The organism is Acinetobacter sp. V89_7, assembly GCF_029967895.1.
In the GTDB taxonomy this organism is placed as follows: Bacteria; Pseudomonadota; Gammaproteobacteria; order Pseudomonadales; family Moraxellaceae; genus Acinetobacter; species Acinetobacter soli.
This window is the reverse complement of record NZ_JASCAJ010000028.1, coordinates 1-21,306: the sequence shown is the minus strand read 5'-3', so window position 1 is coordinate 21,306 and position 21,306 is coordinate 1. Positions and strand designations below refer to the sequence as shown.

Annotated in this window: 16 protein-coding genes and 4 tRNA genes; 12 read left to right on the top strand and 8 right to left on the bottom strand. The window is 41.3% G+C overall.

The features are described 5' to 3' along the window. Window positions 1-258: 258 nt before the first annotated feature. Window positions 259-1,134 carry a LysR family transcriptional regulator gene (locus QLG00_RS09045; RefSeq protein ID WP_088459488.1) on the top strand — a complete coding sequence of 292 codons (876 nt, stop codon included), beginning with the start codon at window positions 259-261 and terminating at the stop codon, window positions 1,132-1,134. Between the two features lie 56 nt (window positions 1,135-1,190). Here QLG00_RS09045 and QLG00_RS09040 read toward each other — a convergent pair whose 3' ends face one another. Both QLG00_RS09040 and QLG00_RS09035 read right to left on the bottom strand, forming a co-directional pair. After that, a complete protein-coding gene (locus QLG00_RS09040) occupies window positions 1,191-2,600 on the bottom strand; it encodes a S8 family serine peptidase (protein WP_282470832.1) in 1,410 nt (469 codons plus the stop codon). Between the two features lie 34 nt (window positions 2,601-2,634). Next, window positions 2,635-2,934 (bottom strand): hypothetical protein, encoded by a 300-nt coding sequence (locus QLG00_RS09035; protein WP_119025456.1) that lies wholly within the window; start codon window positions 2,932-2,934, stop codon window positions 2,635-2,637. 386 nt (window positions 2,935-3,320) lie between these two features. On the opposite strand from QLG00_RS09035, the gene QLG00_RS09030 reads away from it, so the two are divergent. Further along, window positions 3,321-4,760: a PLP-dependent aminotransferase family protein gene (locus tag QLG00_RS09030; protein ID WP_282470831.1), complete on the top strand. Its 1,440-nt coding sequence runs from the start codon at window positions 3,321-3,323 to the stop codon at window positions 4,758-4,760. 221 nt (window positions 4,761-4,981) lie between these two features. Here the strand turns inward: QLG00_RS09030 and mhpT are convergent, their stop codons facing one another. The 6 genes from mhpT to QLG00_RS09000 form a co-directional block, all read right to left on the bottom strand. Further along, a complete protein-coding gene (gene mhpT, locus QLG00_RS09025; protein ID WP_348994512.1) occupies window positions 4,982-6,244 on the bottom strand; it encodes a 3-(3-hydroxy-phenyl)propionate transporter MhpT in 1,263 nt (420 codons plus the stop codon). Window positions 6,245-6,461: 217 nt separating this feature from the next. Further along, window positions 6,462-6,671, bottom strand: coding sequence for a cold-shock protein (locus QLG00_RS09020; protein WP_004936298.1), 210 nt, complete (start codon window positions 6,669-6,671; stop codon window positions 6,462-6,464). Window positions 6,672-7,206: 535 nt separating this feature from the next. Further along, complete coding sequence (locus QLG00_RS09015) at window positions 7,207-9,033, bottom strand: DUF4209 domain-containing protein (protein ID WP_282470830.1); 1,827 nt, start codon at window positions 9,031-9,033, stop codon at window positions 7,207-7,209. 154 nt (window positions 9,034-9,187) lie between these two features. Continuing rightward, window positions 9,188-9,277 (bottom strand) — tRNA-Ser (locus tag QLG00_RS09010). 85 nt (window positions 9,278-9,362) lie between these two features. Next, on the bottom strand, window positions 9,363-11,393 hold the full coding sequence (locus tag QLG00_RS09005; protein ID WP_282470829.1) for an NADPH-dependent 2,4-dienoyl-CoA reductase: 2,031 nt from the start codon (window positions 11,391-11,393) through the stop codon (window positions 9,363-9,365). A 261-nt stretch (window positions 11,394-11,654) separates the two neighbouring features. Further along, window positions 11,655-12,563, bottom strand: a complete 909-nt coding sequence (locus tag QLG00_RS09000; RefSeq protein WP_282470828.1) for a DMT family transporter — start codon at window positions 12,561-12,563, stop codon at window positions 11,655-11,657. A 158-nt stretch (window positions 12,564-12,721) separates the two neighbouring features. Here QLG00_RS09000 and QLG00_RS08995 point away from each other — a divergent pair, with 158 nt between their 5' ends. The 10 genes from QLG00_RS08995 (at window position 12,722) to QLG00_RS08950 (ending at window position 21,305) form a co-directional block, all read left to right on the top strand. Next, the gene (locus QLG00_RS08995) at window positions 12,722-13,582 is read left to right on the top strand and encodes a LysR family transcriptional regulator (RefSeq protein WP_104124531.1); all 861 of its coding nucleotides are present in this window, start codon (window positions 12,722-12,724) and stop codon (window positions 13,580-13,582) included. Between the two features lie 220 nt (window positions 13,583-13,802). Continuing rightward, a complete protein-coding gene (gene argG, locus QLG00_RS08990; RefSeq protein ID WP_004936287.1) occupies window positions 13,803-15,146 on the top strand; it encodes an argininosuccinate synthase in 1,344 nt (447 codons plus the stop codon). A gap of 189 nt (window positions 15,147-15,335) precedes the next feature. After that, complete coding sequence (pyrC, locus tag QLG00_RS08985; RefSeq protein ID WP_282470827.1) at window positions 15,336-16,370, top strand: dihydroorotase; 1,035 nt, start codon at window positions 15,336-15,338, stop codon at window positions 16,368-16,370. Continuing rightward, window positions 16,355-17,020 (top strand): ribonuclease T, encoded by a 666-nt coding sequence (gene rnt / locus QLG00_RS08980; RefSeq protein WP_004936280.1) that lies wholly within the window; start codon window positions 16,355-16,357, stop codon window positions 17,018-17,020. The genes pyrC and rnt overlap by 16 nt, the downstream gene beginning before the upstream one ends. Before the next feature lie 18 nt (window positions 17,021-17,038). Continuing rightward, window positions 17,039-17,114: transfer RNA gene (locus QLG00_RS08975), tRNA-Glu, on the top strand. Window positions 17,115-17,420: 306 nt separating this feature from the next. After that, a tRNA-Glu gene (locus tag QLG00_RS08970) sits at window positions 17,421-17,496 on the top strand. A gap of 126 nt (window positions 17,497-17,622) precedes the next feature. Further along, on the top strand, window positions 17,623-19,038 hold the full coding sequence (locus QLG00_RS08965; RefSeq protein WP_004946267.1) for an amino acid permease: 1,416 nt from the start codon (window positions 17,623-17,625) through the stop codon (window positions 19,036-19,038). Window positions 19,039-19,171: 133 nt separating this feature from the next. Then, window positions 19,172-20,080 carry an alpha/beta hydrolase gene (locus tag QLG00_RS08960; protein WP_004936271.1) on the top strand — a complete coding sequence of 303 codons (909 nt, stop codon included), beginning with the start codon at window positions 19,172-19,174 and terminating at the stop codon, window positions 20,078-20,080. Between the two features lie 104 nt (window positions 20,081-20,184). Beyond that, complete coding sequence (locus tag QLG00_RS08955; protein WP_282470826.1) at window positions 20,185-21,069, top strand: hypothetical protein; 885 nt, start codon at window positions 20,185-20,187, stop codon at window positions 21,067-21,069. Window positions 21,070-21,229: 160 nt separating this feature from the next. Then, a tRNA-Glu gene (locus tag QLG00_RS08950) sits at window positions 21,230-21,305 on the top strand. Window position 21,306: the final 1 nt, after the last annotated feature.

Here is a 21,306-nt window from a genome sequence, read left to right as displayed (position 1 = left end):
GGGCGAGTAGGAACATAACAAATTTGCATCGGTTGCTTGGCAAATGGCGTAAAAACTCACGATCCACATTCACTCAAATGTTCCTCAAGTCATTTAGATATTCTTGTTTCTTATACTGCTCAGCATAACCGTTCTGTACATTCTCATTACTCAGCATAAACATGATCTTTTATATTTAGAAATTAAATTATTTAATCGAATACATTAAGATTATAAATACTTACTTTTAGGATCGTTGTAGCGATTTGGGAGCACCACATGTTTGATCCTCGTTTACTTCGGGCATTTGTGGCGATTGTTGAAACGGGAAGCTTTACCTTGGCGGCAGATCAACTGCATATGACCCAATCGACCATCAGTCAGCAACTGGCTCGGCTAGAGCATGCTGTCGGTAAGCCTTTGATTGAGCGCCAGTCCCGTTCTTTACAACTGACCACAGCGGGCGAGTCGCTTTTGGGATACGCCAGACGTATTCTGGCCTTGCAACTTGAAGCACAAAATGTACTGAGCACCACCACAGGCAGTATTCCCATCCGTATTGGAGTACCAGAAGACATTATGAATACGGAAATGGCGAGATTACTGCATAGCTTTAGTGAAGCACACCGTTCAATCCGGCTTGATGTCACGGCAGGATTAAGTCGTGATTTAATGACACGCTATCGCGCAGGACAATTTGATATAGTGGTTGTGAAGGAACCGATGGCCAGTGCAGATCATTTTGCAACATTTCCAGAAGCAATTGCCTGGTTTGAAAGTCAGCATTTTAGTCAAGTATGGCCCGATCCCATTCCTTTGGTAACCTTTCCGCAAGGTGGATTGTACCGCGACGAAATGTTTGATTTTATTGAACGTGAACGTAAACACTGGTATGTCGCTTTTTCAAGCAATAGCCTTGCCAGTGTTTTGGTCGGTATTGAAGCAGGATTAGGCATCTCGCTTTTGCCCGTGGCAGCCACACAAGGATACAATGTGCGCGAATACAGCGTCTTTGGGCGAGCACCCGCTATGGCGGTATCGCTTTATCGCTGGGAAAAAGATGGCGTTATCTCAGAACTAGCCACACAAATGGCACAAATATTACAAAATCGTTTGCATCAGTTTGCGCCATTCACATCGATAAGTGCTGAGTAAAAGCAAATGTGATCGCCACGCATTTTGAGCGATCACACTCAGTTCAATGATTCAGGCTAGCCGCGGCAACTGGTAAAAAATAATGTTCTGGTACATTTTGTTGGCGTCGCAGGCGCAGCTGTGCTGTTGTTCTGATCAGTCGTTGCCGTGTTATTTTGCGTTGGAGTGCCTGTTAAACTACTTAATGCTGCGGCCAGATTAAGACGAGAAAAACGTAGACCATTTCGAGTATCGGTCACCAATGTTCCACTATTTTTGAGTCGATTGACGCTCTCGTCGAGGCTATCATTTGCAAAGGCATTATTGGCTCGAATAATGGCCAGTGCAGCCGCTACATGCGGTGTTGCCTGAGAAGTACCGCTCATAACAATGCCACCACCTGAAATTCGAACACCCGGTGCAAGTAATGTTAAATTTGCAGAACTGTTACTAAAACAAGCGACTTTATCTGCATAAGAACTGCTATCGGTACATGAACTATACATGACACGGCCAATATTTGAGTCGTACACTGCCCCTACACTGACTGCTCCCTGTAAACAGGCCGGATATGAAATGGCATTGGATTTAGCCGAATTTCCAGCCGCAACGACGGGTAATACACCTGCTTCACGTAGCGTTTGAAAGCTTTTTGATAATGAGCGTGTACAGGTCGAAGTATTTAAATCTCCCCCAAGACTCATGTTTGCAGTCTTGATATTGAGGGTTTTGGCATTGTTGGTCACCCAGTTTAATGCCGCTGCAATATCACTGTCATACGCCAGTTTGCCACGAAAAACATCCATGGCAATAATCTTGGTATCTGCCGCGACTGTGGCAGCAATCGCTGCAACATTGGTGCCGTGTTTTTCACTGTCATCAAATTGATTGTCTTCTGGCGCCATATCCATAGCATAGCTGACCCGACAACTGGCTGGTGTGCCGGCACGTGTGCAGTTTCCAAAATCATTTAAACGATAATCTACACCCGTATCTAAAATTGCCACCGATGTTCCCTGACCAGTATAACCTTTAGATTTTATTGCTGGTTGGCCAATCAGATTCAGATTTTCATTGGCCATGGTTTTAGACGCTATATTCGGATAAACCGCTTTGACCTCTGGATCATTGAGCAACTTTACCAAAGTATCACGCTGTTGAATTCGATAAAAAGTCAAAGGCAATGCATTGTAATCACGCATTAACTGCACACCGCCAAGTACGGATAGACGTTGTCTTAAATTCTGTTTTTGTTGATGCAGTTGTGTAATTAAGGATGTGCTTGTTAATGGCTGTGCATGATTCGTCTCGACAATCAAATCATTGGATGCATTATTCAATAGTGCATCCAGATTAATTTTACCTTGTGCAACTTTTTGTAGCGCCTGTGCAGACAGTTTCGCCCGAGCTTGTTCAGATGAAAGCTGAGCGTGCGCTGATGTTATTCCCAATCCAATACTTACAATGAATAGCATGTACTTATGCATGTGTTTAATTCCATTTTTGTTGGGTGAAGAAACGTTAGGGTTTAATAATTTGATTACCCGGGTCCTTTTCTGGATCTATGGGCTGAATGCTCAGATCACTTTTGGTATCGGCAAGTGGCGCGCTGTCGGATGCTTGCCGCTCTGCTTGAGTAACTGAATGAGATGTCACGTCTTGAGTAGTGATATTATTTAGGTGAGATGGCTGATCAAGCTGCCCTGCTTGAGCTTGTGCAGTACTTTGCTTGATTGGGATAGCTGTCTCAGATGGTTGAAAATAAAAAAACAATAACGTCAGAAGCACAATAACTAATAGCAAAATAGAAGCAATTCGCATGTTTCATCCGTGTAGAACTGAGGTTGATGTGATGGGCTGATCTATCGATAAAACCAGATCATCCATGATCAAATTTCAAGCGAACATACCTGAGAATCATTATCAAAACTAGCCACAAACTGACGAAGAGTTCTTAAAAATACTGAGTTAAAATCCTCATATCTTTATAAAATAAAAAAACGCTTTAAATTCAATTATCTTGAAGTTATTTATGCTGTAATAAATATATCATTTAAATTTTTTGTTACACAAATAATCTTATCTTTGAAATTTACTTAAGGCCTGAAACCATTTGAGCATTTACAAATTATCCAAGTAAAAAACGCTGGTTTAAGCATCCATACACAATCTGTTATAGTCATCCAGACAAATCACATGACCATCATATGCAAAAATCCAAACAACTGGCACTGAGCTTAAAGCGATTGATCGAAACAGGGACATGGAAAGCCCATGACAAACTTCCCTCGCTTAGACAGCAAGTCCAAATTTCTGGATTTAGCTTAATGACCGTTTTAAATGCCTATCAGGAGCTCGAAGCTCAAGGGTTAATTTATTCCAAATCAAAGCTTGGATACTTTGTTGCTGTCCCTCCAGTGCCTGCATCGGGCACACATAACATGGTTCAGAGTACCAATATCGAAATCAATTCACGGGTATTTCGTTATTTAAAGTCAATTCAGTCTGAGCATATTGTGCCATTTGGAAGTGCCTTTCCTGACAGCCGTTTACTTTATTCAGCACAGCTGATGCATACATTGGCTCGACAAGCTAAACACAAAGCGGCTTATCAGCAAATGCCAAGCCTTCCACCAGGAAATTATGCATTACGCAAATACATAGCGCAGCGCTATTGCATGCAGGGTATTCCGACAGACCCAGAAGATATTGTGATCACTTCGGGTGGGTTAGATGCACTGAATCTTTCACTACGCGCGCTTACTCAGGCAGGCGATTATATTTTGCTACAAGAATCCATTTTTTATGGTGCTTGGCAAGCCGCAGAAAATCTGGGTTTAAATGTGATCATATTACCGGATCACCCTGAATACGGACTCGATCTAGAGGCTTTTAAGCAAGCACTGATCACCTACCCTATAAAAGTATGTTTATTGATGCTCAATAGCCAGAATCCGATCGGATTTACCGTGTGTGATGAAATTAAGGCACAGCTTGCTGCATTACTATACGAGCATGATGTGTACTTGATTGAAGATGATGTCTATGAGGAGCTGTATTACGGCGCGCACAAACCACACTCGATGAAATTCTTTGATCGACATCATCGAGTGATACACTGTAGTTCATTTTCTAAAACATTAGGCGCAGGATTTCGTGTGGGTTGGGTGTATGCTGCACAATTCTCAGCGCAAATTCAGCATTTACAACTGATGAGCACCATCTCTGTGAATGCGCTGATTCAAAGTACATTGGTCGAATATCTTTCTCAACGCCATTACGACAAACATTTAAAGCAGTTGCGTAGCAGCTTAAAACGCCTTAAAGATCAATATTACGAAATACTGACACAGCGACTACCAGCGACTTGCCACATACATTATTATCCTTCTGGATATTTTTTGTGGATTGCTCTTCCAGAACAGCTAGACAGTCAACAGTTGTACCAAGATCTTCTACAGCACCAGATTGGAATTGCGCCAGGTTATTTATTTAATCAGCGTCCCGAACATGCTCATCATTTGCGCTTAAACTGTTCGTTTGAAATTGACGCCACCATTGAGCAGGCACTTCAACAACTCGCACAGTCGATTAAGCGACAATTTGCACTCAATTCAATGCATATTCCCAAATCAGATAACCCATAAAAAAGCCCAGAAATGAGTAAAATGTAATGATAAAAAAAACAAACCAGGCTTTATTTTTACGAAATAAAAAGTTCATGCTGTCCACTCCTGATTGAATATGACACTTCAGAGTGTGGCAGACCATAGGAAAACTGGTAGATACAATTTTTGATGAATACACTATAACAGACCATAACAGCGCACAAGAGGCGCTGAATGAGTCAAGCTTTAGGTTTAGCCGATCAGGAAGATTTAAGTGAAGATGCCACCGTGTCGGTAACTGGCTGATGATTTGGTCGGTACAGTAAAAACAGTACGGAGAGTGCAGCAATTAAAATCATGGGAATACTGGAGGCAATTACAAAGATTTCACTTTGGCCAACGCTCAGTAAATAGCCTGCGAAAAGTGGCCCGATAAATGCGCCAACTCGTCCTAACGCCACTGCCGCACCAACGCCAGTCCCCCGCATTTCTGTAGGGTAATATGTTGCAGCCAATGTATACAAAATCGACTGACACCCAATAACAAACATACCACACCCTGCGGCGGAGAGCATGAAGGCAAGAGTGGTATGCGAATAGGCCAAACCAATCAATGACAGGAAGATTCCGGTATATGCGCACATCGCAATCATAATTTTATTGAAACGATCGAGCATTAGGCCCAGAAGTAACACCCCAACAGAACCTCCCAGATTAAATCCCATTTGAATATAACTTGCTTGATGCTTGGTTAATCCTAAACCGGCAATCAGTGTAGGAAGCCAGTTTTGTAGCAAGGCCAGCACCAGTAAGGTTCCAAAAAAACTGATCCATAAACTGGCGGTGGTGCGGGTTCGTCCTTGAGAAAACAGCACCTCAGACATACTGTATTTTGTACTTTGCCGTTGATGGCTTTTCAGATAAGCTTTTGATTCAGGCAAAAAATAATAAAGAACAACGGCTAAAAGAAGTGGCGCCCCGCCCCCCAGATAGAAAATATGTCGCCATTGATGATCTGCATCTAGGCCTAGTGCAACTACGGAAGTCAAAAAACCGCCAATTGGCATACCACAATACATTGAACTGACTGCCGTGGCCTTATATTTATCGGGAACCGCCTCAGACACCATGGTAATCACAATTGGCAGTGCGCCACCCATGCCGATACCAGTCAGAAAGCGAATCGCTAATAAAGCTGTATATTCCTGCATAAAAGGCGTAATGAGAGACATTGCACCAAAAATAATGACACAGGCAATTAACACTTTTTTGCGACCTATCACATCGGCAATACGCCCTGCAATTAATGCACCGGGTAAAGTCCCCAAAACAGCAGCACTGAAGATCCAACCCATCTCGGCGCTCGACAACAGCATTTCTGCTTTCATACGTGGGGCGGCAACACCTATAGACTGCAAGTCAAAACCTTCAATAATCGCAAAAATAAAACACAAGACCAAAGTAATGATCATTACATGAGATGAATGAGGAGGCTGTTTGAGACCGGATTCAACCTTTTGCATGTTTATCTTCCTTTTTATTTTGTATAAATCAGCTTTCCGAGCTGTTTTTTATTTTTTTCAAACTAACAAAGAGTATTTATTTACACAATAGTGAATTAAATTATGAATAGCATAATTATTTCAATTGATCTTGTTTGGATCACTCCTACGAGCGAGTTAAAACTTCATTCTAAATAACAAAAAGCACCCGAAGGTGCTCTTGTTTGGACAGATGTCCTTATTGCGGAGTGATGTTCACTGCGCTTGGGCCTTTTTTACCTTCAACGATGTTGAAAGAAACGCGTTGGCCTTCATGCAAAGTTTTGAAACCGTCAGTTGCGATTTCTTTGAAGTGAGCAAATACGTCTGGACCAGAATCTTGTTGAATAAAACCAAAACCTTTAGTTTCGTTGAACCATTTAACGGTACCAGTAGCTGTGTTAGACATAATCTATCCTATAAATTTTAAGGGTGGAGCGTCATGCGAGATGACTATTTAACTGTAAAAATTGAACAAATTGAGCTTAAGATCTATAAAACGAAGGATTAAGACTAAAACTACGATACTTAAAGAAGATTGAACTAACCGTCTAATTTTTCTAGTTGCAATCAGCATACAGCAAAAATGAAATTATTCAACCGTATCTTGGATCTGTTTCGCAACTTTATTCGGGATTTTGTTGGTTACTCGCTCAAAGCCTTGTGAATCCAGCAACAGGGATTAAATGAGATCGTGTTCAAACTTAAAAAACAAATTACCAGCACGATCAAGACTGTTGATCTTACAAAAGGTAACTTATAAAGAATGCAATATGTTTGATTTCATTTGAGCTGAAATTCGTATAAAAAAGCGAGTATTATTTATTAGTCGCTTTTTCATTTATTTTTTCTGTAATGAGTGTGAAGCTATATCTCAGAGAAAGCTGGTTGAAGATAGATTGAATTATTAAATATCAATCAAACGTAAATATTTTAATAAACCATTAATCTTTTCTAATTTTACCATGAACAATTGAACGAATAATTAATCTTAAAATCATCCACCATGCATAAATACTAGCTGTAGACGTTGATTCATCATCATTTAATAAACCATGTGCTACATTATTTCTTAAATTATAGCCCAAGGCTTCTGTGAAAATACTTTTGATTTCAAAAGTTAAATCTTTTCCAAAAATCTGCTCAGCTTCAGGAAGTTCCATTAATGTACTTAATCCATTTTCATTTTCTATACCATCAATAGAAAGATTAGTTGTAATTGCACCCGCTTGCTTTAATAATGATCTAACCATATGTTCAACTTGTGGACAAAGAAGATGTATCGCAAGACCAAATTCATTTTCAAAACCTAACCATAAGGCATTACCCATTAAAATTTCTCTACCATCTTGAACAATAGGTGACTGCTTACAAACAGCAATCATTAGATCTTTAGAGAATCTATGTTCCAGTTGAAGCTGTTTTAATGATGGAAGAATTTGAACTTGAACCGCAAAATCAATGTGGATAGAAAATTGGCTTTGAGCTTGACGAAGTAAAGCGGCTTGATTTGCAGGATCATCTTCTCCGGCTGTTAAATTTCTACCTGGCGTGATTGCTATCACACGCCCATCACTACTGAGATGACGTCCCCCAAATAAACTCCCAAAGATACTATTCTTTAGAATATCGTTAGCACTATTTAATAATTTTTCATATTTAATTGGATGACTCACACCTGTAAAAAATAATAAGGCTTCTTGAGGAGTAGCTTTTGCTTTCACATGCTTAATAGATAATTCTATTAAATCTGAAATATCTACATTAGGTAATGTAAAAGAAACCATTTCATCTAAAGAAGCTTGCCCTGAAGAAGTTATTTTCTGACGAATCTCAATTATCTTACTTTCAATATCATATTTACTTCGATCTCTAACAGGAATTCGGCGATACGCTTGAACAGCATTTTCATAAAAACCATTTGCCACCAAATTACTATCTAAACTTCTCTTTTTAGCTTCTGAAATATAGCATTCAGCAATTGCCACTAAAGACTGTAAGTGTTTTTCAACTTCACCATCTTGCTTATTTTTTTTTGAAGATAGTTCGAAATATAAGATTGCGGAAAGAAAGTCACTATTATTCTTTAAGTCATTTGCTTTGTCATATAAGGTTTGTGCTATTCGAGACCTTAAATCATCGTCAATCTTCAATGTGTCTAGTAAATCAGCAATCCATAGCTGCATAAATTTACTATCTGAATACTCTTTAAGGAAAGCTGCAAAAAGCATACTTTTTATTTGCTCTAAACGTTCCCAATCCTTAATTTGTATAGCTAAACGTGCTCCTCGTTCTAAACATTTATTTATATCTTTTTGCCAAGATTGGTCATCAATTTCATTTCCAATATAAGCATCAATAGCTAATCTTGCATGGTTAATATCTTTAGGCTTTTGCATTAACCACAAAATATCAGCAAGTCGCGCCTTTAAAAATGACTCACTTATGTCATCTAGAATCTGTTCAAAAAAAGACAATTCTTCTGCCGTGAAGTCTTCAGGAATTGTAGATCTTCTACCCATTTGAAAATCTTCAAATATAGGCTTAAACGGTTCATTTAAGCTACTTGGTATAAGTCTCATCGAAGCTGCTCTGGATAATAACTCGAGAACTTTATGTTCCTCAGTTCTTCCTGTATCCAACATACTTTTCGCTAATGTTTGTAGACTTTGCATAATGGTGGAATAACCATAATGATCATTTTCAGGAATATTTGTTTCCCAATTACATTCTAAAAATTTCTCACGTGCATGATCTAATGTATTTTCCATCTGACTCTCAATTTTTTATAAATTTAAAAATAATACTTATTAAATATACATAAATTTTAATACTTTAATTTTTTATTTTGCTTACTACAGGCTTATGTTGCATAAACCCCAAAAACAACAAAGCCCTGACATACTCAGGGCTTTGTATAAAATTTGGCGGAAGCGGTGAGATTCGAACTCACGGAGGACTCACACCCTCGTCGGTTTTCAAGACCGGTGCATTAAACCGCTCTGCCACGCTTCCATGTGCGTAAGAATACAAAGACCGTTTATTTTATTCAAGAAAAATTTTAATGCTTTGCACTCGTTTGCATATTGTTTCGTCAAAATTACAGTTCTGCGGCCAATTCTGCGCCTTCTCGGATGGCACGCTTGGCATCTAGCTCGGCAGCAAGCTTCGCTCCACCAATAATATGATAGCGTGCCAGTGTCGATTCCTGTGCTAAAGGCATTAAATCTTTCACCGACTCTTGTCCAGCACAAACCACAACCGTATCTACACGAAGTAACTGATCATGACCATTTACTTCCACCCACAAGCCTTCATTGGTTACAGCTTTGTACTGCACACCACGCATCATTCGCACCGCATGTTTTTTCAGTTGTGCGCGATGCACCCAGCCTGAGGTTTTTCCTAAGCCAATTCCTAGCGGTGTGGTTTTACGTTGTAATAAATAAATTTGTCGCACAGGTACTTCTATTTCGACAGGTTGCAGGCCACCTTCGGTAATGTAATTCGGATTAGAGTCGATCCCCCACTCTCGCTGCCAATCCGCCAAGGGCTGGGGCTGAATCTGATGCGCAGGTTTGAGTAAAAATTCAGATACATCAAACCCGATACCACCTGCGCCAATCACGGCCACTTTTTCACCAACTGGAGCACCACGTAACACTTCAGCATATGAAAGGACTTGTGGCAAATTACTGCCTTCAATACGAAGCTGGCGTGGGACAACACCCGTCGCCACAATCACTTCTTCATAGCCCTCGCGCTCGAGTTGCTCACGATTGACGCGTGTGTTTAAACGCACATCTACACCCGTTTTTTCTAGTTGCACTTTGAAATAGCGAATGGTTTCATGAAACTCCTCTTTGCCGGGGATAACTTTGGCCAAGTTAAATTGCCCACCCACTTCAGACGCAGCTTCAAATAACGTCACCTGATGCCCACGACTGGCTGCAACGGTGGCCGCCGACAACCCTGCAACACCGCCACCTACAACCGCAATTTTTTTCGGCTTTTTGGTTTTGATGTACGTTAGCTCGGTTTCGTATGCTGCACGCGGATTAACCAAACACGTTGCACGCTGGTTTTTAAAAGTGTGATCGAGGCAAGCCTGATTGCAGGCAATACAGGTATTAATTTCATCGACACGATTGGTAGCCACCTTGGTCACCCAAAAAGCATCGGCTAAAAGTGGACGTGCCATCTGAATCATGTCGGCTTTACCTTGTGCCAAGATCTCTTCTGCCACATCTGGCATATTGATTCGATTGGCCGCAATCACAGGTATAGACACGTGCTGTTTCACATAAGCAGTATAATCAACAAAAGCCGCACGCGGTACAGAGGTGACAATGGTTGGAATACGCGCTTCATGCCAGCCAATACCCGTATTGAGTAAGGTAACGCCCACTTTTTCAAGTGCCTGTGCCACCGTAATCACTTCGCTCATGGTATTGCCATCATGAACTAAATCCAGCATAGACAGACGAAAACTAATAATAAATTTTTCACCGACTTTTTCACGAATCGCTTTTACAATTTCAACTGCAAAGCGCATACGGTTTTCAATCTCGCCACCCCAGCGATCTGTTCGTTGATTGACATGACGGCTCAAGAACTGATTAAGCAAGTAGCCTTCAGAACCCATAATTTCGATACCATCGTAACCTGCTTTCTTGGCCAGATCGCTACAGCGGGCATAATCTTCAATGGTGTCTAAAATATTGCTTTCCGACATCTGACGCGGTTTAAACGGTGAAATAGGTGATTTAATTGGGCTTGCCGACACCACAAAAGGTTGATAACCATAGCGACCAGCATGCAAGATCTGCATCAAAATTTTTCCACCATGCTTATGTACGGCATGCGTAACCAAACGATGATGTGGAATATCTGCCAAAGAATTCATAGTTCCACCTGCGGGTAAAAGCCAGCCCTGTCGGTTAGGTGAAATGCCGCCGGTAATGATTAAGCCAACACCGCCTTTCGCTCGCTCTCCAAAGTAGGCTGCAAGTTTCGGATAATTATAAAAACGGTCTTCCAAGCCGGTATGCATAGAGCCCATCACGACTCTATTTTTAATTGTTGTAAAACCTAAATGCAGTGGTTTTAAAATATGTGCATAGCTAGTCATGACGAATCCTTAGGTTGTTATTGGCTTTGCAACTTGTTGCATAATACTTTAATACTTTAATACTTTTTATCGGGGTTGGGATGACCCGAGTGCTTTTTTTACGTGTTAAAAATGTCAGTTTATTAGTTATCAAAACATTCTTTTGGTTAGTTTACATCTTATTCTTTGTTTCGAATCACATCATATTAACGGTGATTATTCAGCTTGATCTACAAGTAAATCTATAAAAACAGCCCTGCTGTACAGAGCTGTTTTTTGAGTTTATTTATGACTCTGAATGGCAGCAAGTCGCTGTGAAGCCAGCTTTAATGAGCTCACCACGATCCCTAAACATATGCAAATCGCACCCAATACAATATTCATGGTTAAAGGCTCATGCCAGAGCAGCGCACCAAAGCACAAGCTCAATACCGGAATACTCATAATCGAGATTGAAGCAACAAAGGTATCCACCTGACTCACAATCCAGTTCCAGAGTACAAACGCAAATCCTGTGCCAACAATTGCAATATAGAACAAGATTGACGCATTCAATGGATCTAGCCAAACATTCAAATCAACAGGTTCCCATGCAAGTGCACCAGCGAGTAATACCACAGCCCCCAGAAGCAATTGCCAAATCGTCAACTTGATTTTGTCATACTCGGCAAATTCCTTCTTAATGTACACCGTCGCCGTGGCCCAGAAGAAACCCGAACTGATTAACAGCAACTCACCCACCACCGACAGATTAAATTGAATGTGTTTAAGCTGCGGCCACATGATCGCGATCAGCCCTGCCACACCCAGTATCAGGCCCAACGTTTTTTGGAAATTCAAGCGTTCATTCAGTAAGAAATGCGCCAAAACACTTACAAAAATTGGCATGGTAAAAGTCAATACCGCCGACAATCCTGAGTCGACAAACTGCATGGCAAAGGTTTGGGTCGCATAAAATCCAAAACAAACCAAGACACTGAGTACAATCATTTTTCGCCATTCATGGCGTGCAGGCAAAATCGAACGTTTCAGTAAAGCCTGTACCAATATCAGGGTTAGGGCAGCCACAATCAAACGTGCGGAAATAAATAAAAATGGAGTAAACACCTGTAAGCTGTGTTTGACCAATCCCCATAATGATCCCCAAACAAGGCACAACAGTGTGATGGCACTGATGACTCGAATATTCACGTTTTCACCCATTTCACAACAAACATGCGCCATTATAGAAAAGAAATGACATCATGAATAATGTTATGTTTTAATATGAGCATCATTTTTTTTAATACCTTATTGTATTCATCTCTCTAAAAATACATCTTAGGTTCTTTTTGATGCGGAGTTCGGCCATGAATATTGATATTAATGATATCCGATCCTTTGTAAACGTAGCTGAACTCAAAAGCATTTCAGCCGCTGCACAAAAAATGAATTATTTACAATCTAACATGACCGCAAAAATCAAAAAAATTGAGAGTCACTATAATCGTCAGCTATTTATTCGCAAACCCAAAGGGGTTGAACTGACCGAATCTGGTATGCAGTTATACACACAGTACAAAAAAATGATGTTTACTTGGGAAGAAACCGAAAACAAGATTCAACAACAAGACTCCACTTTACGTTTTGGTACCAATACCAGCTTGGGTGGAATGCGTTTTTACCCTGCATTTAATCAGTTATATAGTGCCTATCCCGATTTGGCACTGACCATGAAAACTGGATCGACCGGTTTTATTGAAGATGAAATTTCACAAGGCCATCTCGATTTTGGTTATGTGTTGGGTCATCCCAAACATAAGCATCTTCAGTACCGTTTAAAGGAACAGGATGAACTGGTGATTATTGGTAAAAATATGATCAATCATGAATCTCTAGACGATTGTCTTAATCATCAAAATATTCTGCTGGCCTGTGAAGAATGCTGCTATGCCACTACACTCAATAAAATTTATACAGAGCGTAATTTAAGCCAAGGCGAATTGGTTCATATTTATGATTATCAAGCACTTATAAATTTTACACAATTGGGAATGGGTGTTTCCATGATTGCAAAATCTTTGTTAAAAAAATACGACATCCAGTATTACAAAGAGCTTCCAGATCAATATCGTAATATTGGACTCTATTTGGTTGCACGGCATGATCACGTATTCACCCCGATTGAAAAACAGTTCATCGAGTTAAACGAATCACTTGAGGTGAACTAAAAATCTGCATAGGTATAAAGTGGCTATTATAAAATATCGCGAGCAGCCTGCGCCGTGCAGCCTTTGCTGCCAGCCTTCCAAGCGAAAACATAATTTTGTTTTTTTCAGATGGTCGAGTGAATTATCGGAAAAAATCAATAAAAAAAAGTGCTACAATACCCGCCATTGTGAATTCTCATGACCATCATTTTAGGTCTTTTTATAAACGTTAGGATTAGTAATGACTGATAATGCAACCATTTTGCAGCATGTACCTGTAGGCAAAAAAGTGGGGATTGCCTTCTCTGGTGGTCTAGATACTTCAGCTGCTCTATTGTGGATGAAACAAAAAGGCGCTGAACCATATGCATATACAGCAAACCTAGGTCAGCCCGATGAAGATGACTATGATGCGATTCCAAAGAAAGCTGAGCAGTACGGTGCCGTTAAAGCTCGTCTGATCGACTGCCGTTTGCAGCTTGCACTTGAAGGTATTGCAGCAATCCAATGTGGCGCATTTCATATCAGCACTGGCGGTGTACCTTACTTTAACACCACGCCACTTGGTCGTGCGGTTACTGGGACCATGTTGGTCACTGCCATGAAAGAAGATGATGTCAATATCTGGGGCGACGGCTCGACCTACAAAGGTAACGATATCGAACGTTTTTATCGTTATGGTTTGCTGACCAACCCGAACTTAAAAATTTACAAACCTTGGTTAGACCAAACCTTTATTGACGAACTAGGTGGCCGTGCAGAAATGTCACAGTTCCTGATCGATAATGGTTTTGACTACAAAATGTCGAAAGAAAAAGCATATTCGACCGACTCGAACATGCTAGGTGCAACCCATGAAGCGAAAGATCTCGAATACCTTGATGCCGGTATCAAGATTGTAGATCCGATCATGGGTGTTGCGTTCTGGAAAGATGACGTTGAAATTCAGCCTGAACAAGTCAGCATTACTTTTGAAGAAGGCATGCCAGTTGCCCTCAATGGTCAGCGTATTGAAGATCCGGTTGAATTGATTCTTGAAGCCAACCGTATTGGTGGACGTCATGGCCTAGGTATGTCGGATCAAATTGAAAACCGTATTATCGAAGCAAAATCACGCGGTATTTATGAAGCACCGGGCATGGCACTTATGCATATTGCTTACGAACGTCTGGTGACGGGTATTCACAACGAAGATACCATTGAACAATACCGCATCAACGGCTTACGTTTAGGTCGTTTGTTGTATCAAGGCCGTTGGTTCGATTCACAAGCACTGATGCTGCGTGAAACTGCACAGCGTTGGGTTGCAAAAGCCATTACGGGTACTGTGACTTTAGAATTACGTCGTGGTAACGATTACACCATCATGAACACTGAATCTGCAAACCTGACCTATGAAGCAGAACGCTTAACCATGGAAAAAGGTGATTCGATGTTTACGCCAATGGACCGTATTGGCCAGTTGACTATGCGTAATCTGGATATTACCGATACACGTGCAAAATTGGGCATTTATACCAACTCGGGCCTACTCTCGATTGGTCAAGGCTCAGCTGTACCACAATTAGAGACTAAAACGAAATAATCGTCTGAAATCTCAAATAAAAGCTGTCACCTGACAGCTTTTATTTTTTCTGCACGCACCAACTTTTTGATTAAAAATCCGCTTAGATGCAGTCACTTGAAGCAATTTGAGGTGAATTGTAAGCATTTCCTGTTACCATTTTCAGGGCTTTTGCATTATCATCTGTTTTATTTTGCAGCTTGAATTCCCTTGGATACGATTACTCTTCTGCAGCCAGACGATTGGCATGCGCATTTACGTGACGGAATCGCACTTCAACGTACTGTTCCAGATTTAGCTAACCAGTTTGCTCGCGCGATTTGTATGCCGAACCTTGTCCCACCTGTCAAAACAGTGGAAGAAGCCTTGGCTTACCGTGAACGAATCATGGCGCATGTTCCAGAAGGTGTTCATTTTGATCCGCGTATGGTGCTGTACTTTACCGATCACACCCCAGCGAGCGAAGTCAAAAAAATCAAGGCTTCCGAATTTGTAAACGCGATTAAGCTTTACCCAGCAGGTGCAACCACCAATTCAGATAATGGCGTAAGCGATATCCGCAAAGTCTATGCTGTAATTGAGCAAATGGAAGAGCATCAGGTACCACTGTTACTGCATGGTGAAGTCACTCACAACCATGTGGATATTTTTGATCGTGAAAAGCGCTTTCTAGACGAAGTATTGTCTCCGTTACTCAAACAGTTTCCAAAACTTAAACTGGTACTCGAACACATTACCACCAGTGAAGCCGCGCATTTTGTTTTAGAACAAGACCGCAACGTAGCTGCCACCATCACGCCACAGCATCTGCTATTTAACCGTAATGATATGCTGGTCGGTGGGATCAAACCGCATTTTTATTGCCTCCCAATTTTAAAGCGTCAAACGCATCAACAAACCTTGATTGAAGTGGCTACTAGCGGCAATCCAAAATTCTTTTTGGGTACCGACAGCGCACCACATTCGAAAGATGCCAAAGAAAATGCATGTGGTTGTGCAGGTTGCTACAGTGCACCGACAGCCATCGAATTATATGCACAGGCATTTGATCAGGTTGGAAAGATTGAGCGCTTAGAAGGCTTTGCCAGCCATTTTGGTGCCGACTTCTATGGCCTGCCACGCAACACCTCGACCATCACCTTGGTCAAAGAAGATCAAGTGATTCCAGAGCAACTAGACTATCTTGACGGTGAAAAAATTATTCCGCTTTATGCAGGTAAAACCCTTCAATGGAGAAAAGTGTGACTCAAGAAACCTCCACTCTTCCAGTGATTGGTCAGCGTTTTCGTGGTTTCTTACCCGTTGTTGTCGATGTCGAGACAGCGGGTTTCAATGCGCATACCGATGCGTTGCTTGAAATCGCCTGTATTCCAATCGTCTATGATGAAGCCGGGCAATTTGTACCAGGCGAAGCCTATCAAGCCCATATCAATCCATTTGAAGGGGCAAATCTTGATCGTCGTTCGCTCGATTTTATCGGGATCGATCCGTTTAATCCGATGCGCATGGCCATGGCAGAAGATGAACGTTCAGCGCTCAAACGTATATTCAAGTCGATTCATGAAGTGCGTAAGCAACAGCAGTGTACTCATGCTGTACTGGTAGGCCACAACGCACATTTTGATTTGGGCTTCTTGCAAGCTGCAATTGCACGTACCAGCACTAAAAATCAAAATCCGTTTCATAGCTTTTCGGTATTCGATACGGTGACCTTAAGTGCAGTTACGTTTGGACAAACAGTACTGGCCAAGGCATGTATACAGGCAGGCATTGAGTTTGATGGCAAGGAAGCACATTCTGCGCTATACGATACGCAAAAGACAGCCGAACTGTTTTGCTATATTTTAAACAAACTCTCTCCTCACCTACTTGACACACTCGTGGCGGATCAATAAGATACCGCCATCCTCAACGTCCCTATCGTCTAGAGGCCTAGGACATCGCCCTTTCACGGCGGTAACCGGGGTTCGAATCCCCGTAGGGACGCCATCTTATTTTTCTCTCTTGCATTTTCTTTTATACTGTTTACCTGTGCTCAAACCGAGACATGTCATGCTGAAAAAGATTTTGATCGCTATACTCATTTTATTGCCTTCTGCGCTTTATCTTTATATCGTGCATGACGCACCTAAGAAAACTTCGACTGAACAGTCACCCGCCAAATAAATTTAAAAAACTGCCTAATATTCATACAATTAGCTATTTTTTATTCACTTAATCACATTTCTGCCTTTTTCTTTGCAATGCAAATTGACAGCACAGATGAAACTTCCTATTATACGCACACCTCGCAACGTCCCTATCGTCTAGAGGCCTAGGACATCGCCCTTTCACGGCGGTAACCGGGGTTCGAATCCCCGTAGGGACGCCATCTTATTTTTCTGTTGTATTTCTCTTTTTGCTTGTCTCACTGTCTATTCTTTGACTCATGCTGCATTGCACATTTCAGTTTTTTCACTAAAATAGCGCTTTCTTTCATCTTGAAGCGATATTGTCTATGCTGCCGCCAGACTCTACAGACCAACAAGTACTCAGCAGTGCTGCTCCATTAAAACGTGCCATGAGTACTCGTCATTTGGTCATGCTGTCGTTAGGTGGTGCGATTGGCACAGGCCTGTTTTTAGGCTCAGGCGAAGTGATTACCCAAACAGGCCCGATTGGCGCTGTGATCGCCTATATGCTGGGCGGTTTGATTGCATATATGGTCATGCTGTGTTTGGGTGAACTTGCCGTACATATGCCAGTGTCTGGGTCATTTGGTGCCTATGCCAAACGCTATATCGGGCCAGGCACAGGATACATGATTTCGTGGTTATACTGGCTGACATGGACAGCCACGCTAGGTACCGAATTTACTGCCGCGGCATTACTCATGCAAGAATGGTTTCCCCATATCTCGATGTGGATCTGGACCAGTGTTTTTGCAATCACCATTTTTGCACTCAACCTCAGCTCCACGCATATTTTTGCCGAATCTGAATTCTGGTTGTCGCTGGTGAAAGTGCTGACCGTGATCGGCTTTATTATATTGGGTCTATTGGCCATTTTTGGTCTGATTCATTTTGAGGGCTATCAAACCGCACCACTGTTTAGCAATCTCACCAGTCATGGTTGGTTTCCTCAAGGTCTGATGCCTATTTTTGCGACCATGCTGATTGTTAACTTTGCCTTTTCAGGCACAGAATTGATTGGCGTTGCGGCAGGTGAAACTAAAGATCCGGCAGTCAATGTACCCAAAGCCATTAATGCAGCCATCTGGCGTTTGCTCATTTTCTTTGTGGGCACCATTGTGGTCATTAGCGCACTGTTGCCTTATGAGGCAACTGGCTTAGGCAATCATGGTGTGAGTAATAGTCCGTTCGTGACGGTTTTTCAATATATTGGTATTCCGTATGCAGACCATATTATCCGTTTTGTGATTATCACGGCGCTGCTATCGGCTGCAAACTCTGGTTTATATGCTGCTTCTCGTATGATGTGGTCGCTTTCGAGCCAAAAGCAATTACCGTCTATTTTCTCTAAACTCACCACCAGTGGTACGCCAATTATTGCCCTCATTGTGACGATGTTTGGTGCGATACCGGGATTATTGTCTGAGCAGTTTGCACCAGAGACTATCTTTAAAAATTTACTGGGCGTTGCGGCATTTACCATGGTAATTGTCTGGATGAGTATTTGCTGGAGTCAGTTCAACTTTAGACGTCAATGGTATAAAGATGGCCACAGCGTATCTGAGCTCAAATTTGCTGCACCGCTGTTTCCAGTTTTACCGATTCTTGGATTTGTATTTTGCTTGATTACTGGTTTAAGTATGGCGCTTGATCCTGAAATGCTTCCCGGTTTTATTGGTTGTTTGATCTTTGTGGCGGGTTGTTATTTAAGTCACTACATATTTTACCGTAATCAAAACTAAAGCGGTTAAAAGGTACAATACTCATTGGAAAGTGTAGCAAAATCGCTACACTTTTTTTATTTAGATCACTGGTTTAGCGCATCATTCTTCTGTAGATTTTAAGTCAATATAAGAATAAATAAGCCTGATCACGATGAAAATTGTATTTGTTCATGGCGCCCAGCAACAAAAAATGGATGCCTCACAGCTTCAAGACTACTGGTTGAATATCTTTCAACTTGGGCTGAATCATTCTGCAAAACACATTGAACTCGATACGCTGGATATCTCCTTTCCTTATTATGGTGATTTACTGTTTAAGCACATGCTCAGTTTTAGTACTGAGCCGATCAATTTACTTGGCGATACTTGGCAAGAATGGCATCTGCCTTTTTTACTTCCAGATGAATCTCAGCCTGTAGATGACAGCCAGCCGCTCATTTCACTCACATCTGACACCGACGAAGAACTTTCATTTACTTCAAAACTTTATCTTTTTTCGCATTTAGCCAAAGATCGCGTACTTAAAGAATTTGTGGTGCTGCTCAACAAATTTCCCAAATTACATGAAAGCGTGATTCAAAAACTGATTATTGAAGCGTATTTATATCTGGCAAGTCCAGACTTTATGCAGGATGTACACAAGCGTATTGCATCTGCCTTTGACAGCGACGATGAGTATATTATTGTGGCGCATTCTCTGGGTACAGTCATCGCGTACAACCTATTACAGCAATTGCCTCACATACGCGTACAACGCTTTATTACGCTTGCTTCACCACTGGCCTTTCAGGTGATTCAATCGAAGCTCAACATGCCAGTAGAACGCCCCAGATCGCTTATAGGAGATTGGCACAATTTCTATTCGCAAGAAGATTATCTCACCACCTTTCCTCTCGATCAGGCACCATTTGATTTTCATCCTCCAATTGAGAATCAATTGATTTCAACCTTTGTCAATCGTCCGCATGAAATTATTGGCTACCTACAACATCCTTCCGTCATTGAGCGTATTGTGGAACCGCTTTATCCAGATCCGGCGCTTTATCTGGATTACGGTTAACAAGCAGTGCCAGATTTTGCATCAACACTTCAACTCAACAAGCCACACAAAGCGCTACATTTTTTTGATGTAAGCTCAATCTATAGGCCATAAAAAGTATCACTATGTATATTGTGTTTATTCATGGTATGAATCAGCAGCAATTAAATGCACAGAGCCTACGTAAGCACTGGCTCAGCGTGCTCAAGCATGGGCTAAGCCAGAATCATTTGTTGTTTCAATTCGACTCACATCAGTTGCATTTTCCTTTTTATGGCGATTTACTGACCCAATTTCATTTAAGCAATCGCCTTGACCTCGATACCTTTTTACCTAAATCACTGTTCTCACTTCACTTGCCTGCTCATCTTCATATTCCCTCATTCGCTCTTTTTAAAGAAAAACAAGCCAGTGGGCATGCACATCTATTTGATTTAGCAATGATAAAGAAGAAATTACTTGATGAGAGCTTGACTGCAAAAGATCAATCTTTAAAAGAACTGATGATACTTCTAGATCACTTTCCAAAATTACATGAAGAGCTGATGCATACATTTCTGATCGAAAGTTATTGTTATTTAGCAAATCAAAGCTTCATGCAACGTGTTCATCAACGTATACGTATTGGTATTCCTGTTCAGCAACCGTGTATTATTGTGGCGCACTCTTTAGGATCGGTGATTGCCTATAATCTGCTACGCCAAATGTGTAATATCTCTAATATCCAAGGCTTTATTACACTTGGCTCCCCTCTGGCGTTTCGTGTCATTCAGCAACACCTCATACAGCCGATCAGTTACCCCGAATGTCTACATGGTGTGTGGCATAATTTTTATTCTCATGATGATTTTCTCACAGCGTTTCCACTTGAAAAGCCCCCATTCGATTTTGATCCACCTATTTTGAATCATGAAATTTCGACATCGAGTGCACATCCACATGAGATTTCTGGTTATTTGCAAAATATTGAGGTGCTCAAAGCACTGATCGAAAGTTGTCAGAGCCGCTAAACAATATTCAGCTCAAAATTTATTCATTATGTTTGATTTTTTGATTCAAAATAAATGAAACGCGGTATTTTTAAACACTCATCGCTAAATTACAGTTTTTTTTAGGAAAACAGTTTGACAGACTCAGGAATTAAACCTAATATACGCCCACCTCTGAAACGTCCCTATCGTCTAGAGGCCTAGGACATCGCCCTTTCACGGCGGTAACCGGGGTTCGAATCCCCGTAGGGACGCCAA

What these genes read in the sequence shown, in the direction of transcription:
- QLG00_RS09045 (WP_088459488.1), top strand. Translation starts at nt 259, where the DNA reads ATGTTTGATCCTCGTTTACTTCGGGCATTTGTGGCGATTGTTGAAACG.
- QLG00_RS09040 (WP_282470832.1), bottom strand. Translation starts at nt 2,600, where the DNA reads ATGCATAAGTACATGCTATTCATTGTAAGTATTGGATTGGGAATAACA.
- QLG00_RS09035 (WP_119025456.1), bottom strand. Translation starts at nt 2,934, where the DNA reads ATGCGAATTGCTTCTATTTTGCTATTAGTTATTGTGCTTCTGACGTTA.
- QLG00_RS09030 (WP_282470831.1), top strand. Translation starts at nt 3,321, where the DNA reads ATGCAAAAATCCAAACAACTGGCACTGAGCTTAAAGCGATTGATCGAA.
- mhpT (WP_348994512.1), bottom strand. Translation starts at nt 6,244, where the DNA reads ATGCAAAAGGTTGAATCCGGTCTCAAACAGCCTCCTCATTCATCTCAT.
- QLG00_RS09020 (WP_004936298.1), bottom strand. Translation starts at nt 6,671, where the DNA reads ATGTCTAACACAGCTACTGGTACCGTTAAATGGTTCAACGAAACTAAA.
- QLG00_RS09015 (WP_282470830.1), bottom strand. Translation starts at nt 9,033, where the DNA reads ATGGAAAATACATTAGATCATGCACGTGAGAAATTTTTAGAATGTAAT.
- QLG00_RS09005 (WP_282470829.1), bottom strand. Translation starts at nt 11,393, where the DNA reads ATGACTAGCTATGCACATATTTTAAAACCACTGCATTTAGGTTTTACA.
- QLG00_RS08995 (WP_104124531.1), top strand. Translation starts at nt 12,722, where the DNA reads ATGAATATTGATATTAATGATATCCGATCCTTTGTAAACGTAGCTGAA.
- argG (WP_004936287.1), top strand. Translation starts at nt 13,803, where the DNA reads ATGACTGATAATGCAACCATTTTGCAGCATGTACCTGTAGGCAAAAAA.
- rnt (WP_004936280.1), top strand. Translation starts at nt 16,355, where the DNA reads ATGGAGAAAAGTGTGACTCAAGAAACCTCCACTCTTCCAGTGATTGGT.
- QLG00_RS08965 (WP_004946267.1), top strand. Translation starts at nt 17,623, where the DNA reads ATGCTGCCGCCAGACTCTACAGACCAACAAGTACTCAGCAGTGCTGCT.
- QLG00_RS08960 (WP_004936271.1), top strand. Translation starts at nt 19,172, where the DNA reads ATGAAAATTGTATTTGTTCATGGCGCCCAGCAACAAAAAATGGATGCC.
- QLG00_RS08955 (WP_282470826.1), top strand. Translation starts at nt 20,185, where the DNA reads ATGTATATTGTGTTTATTCATGGTATGAATCAGCAGCAATTAAATGCA.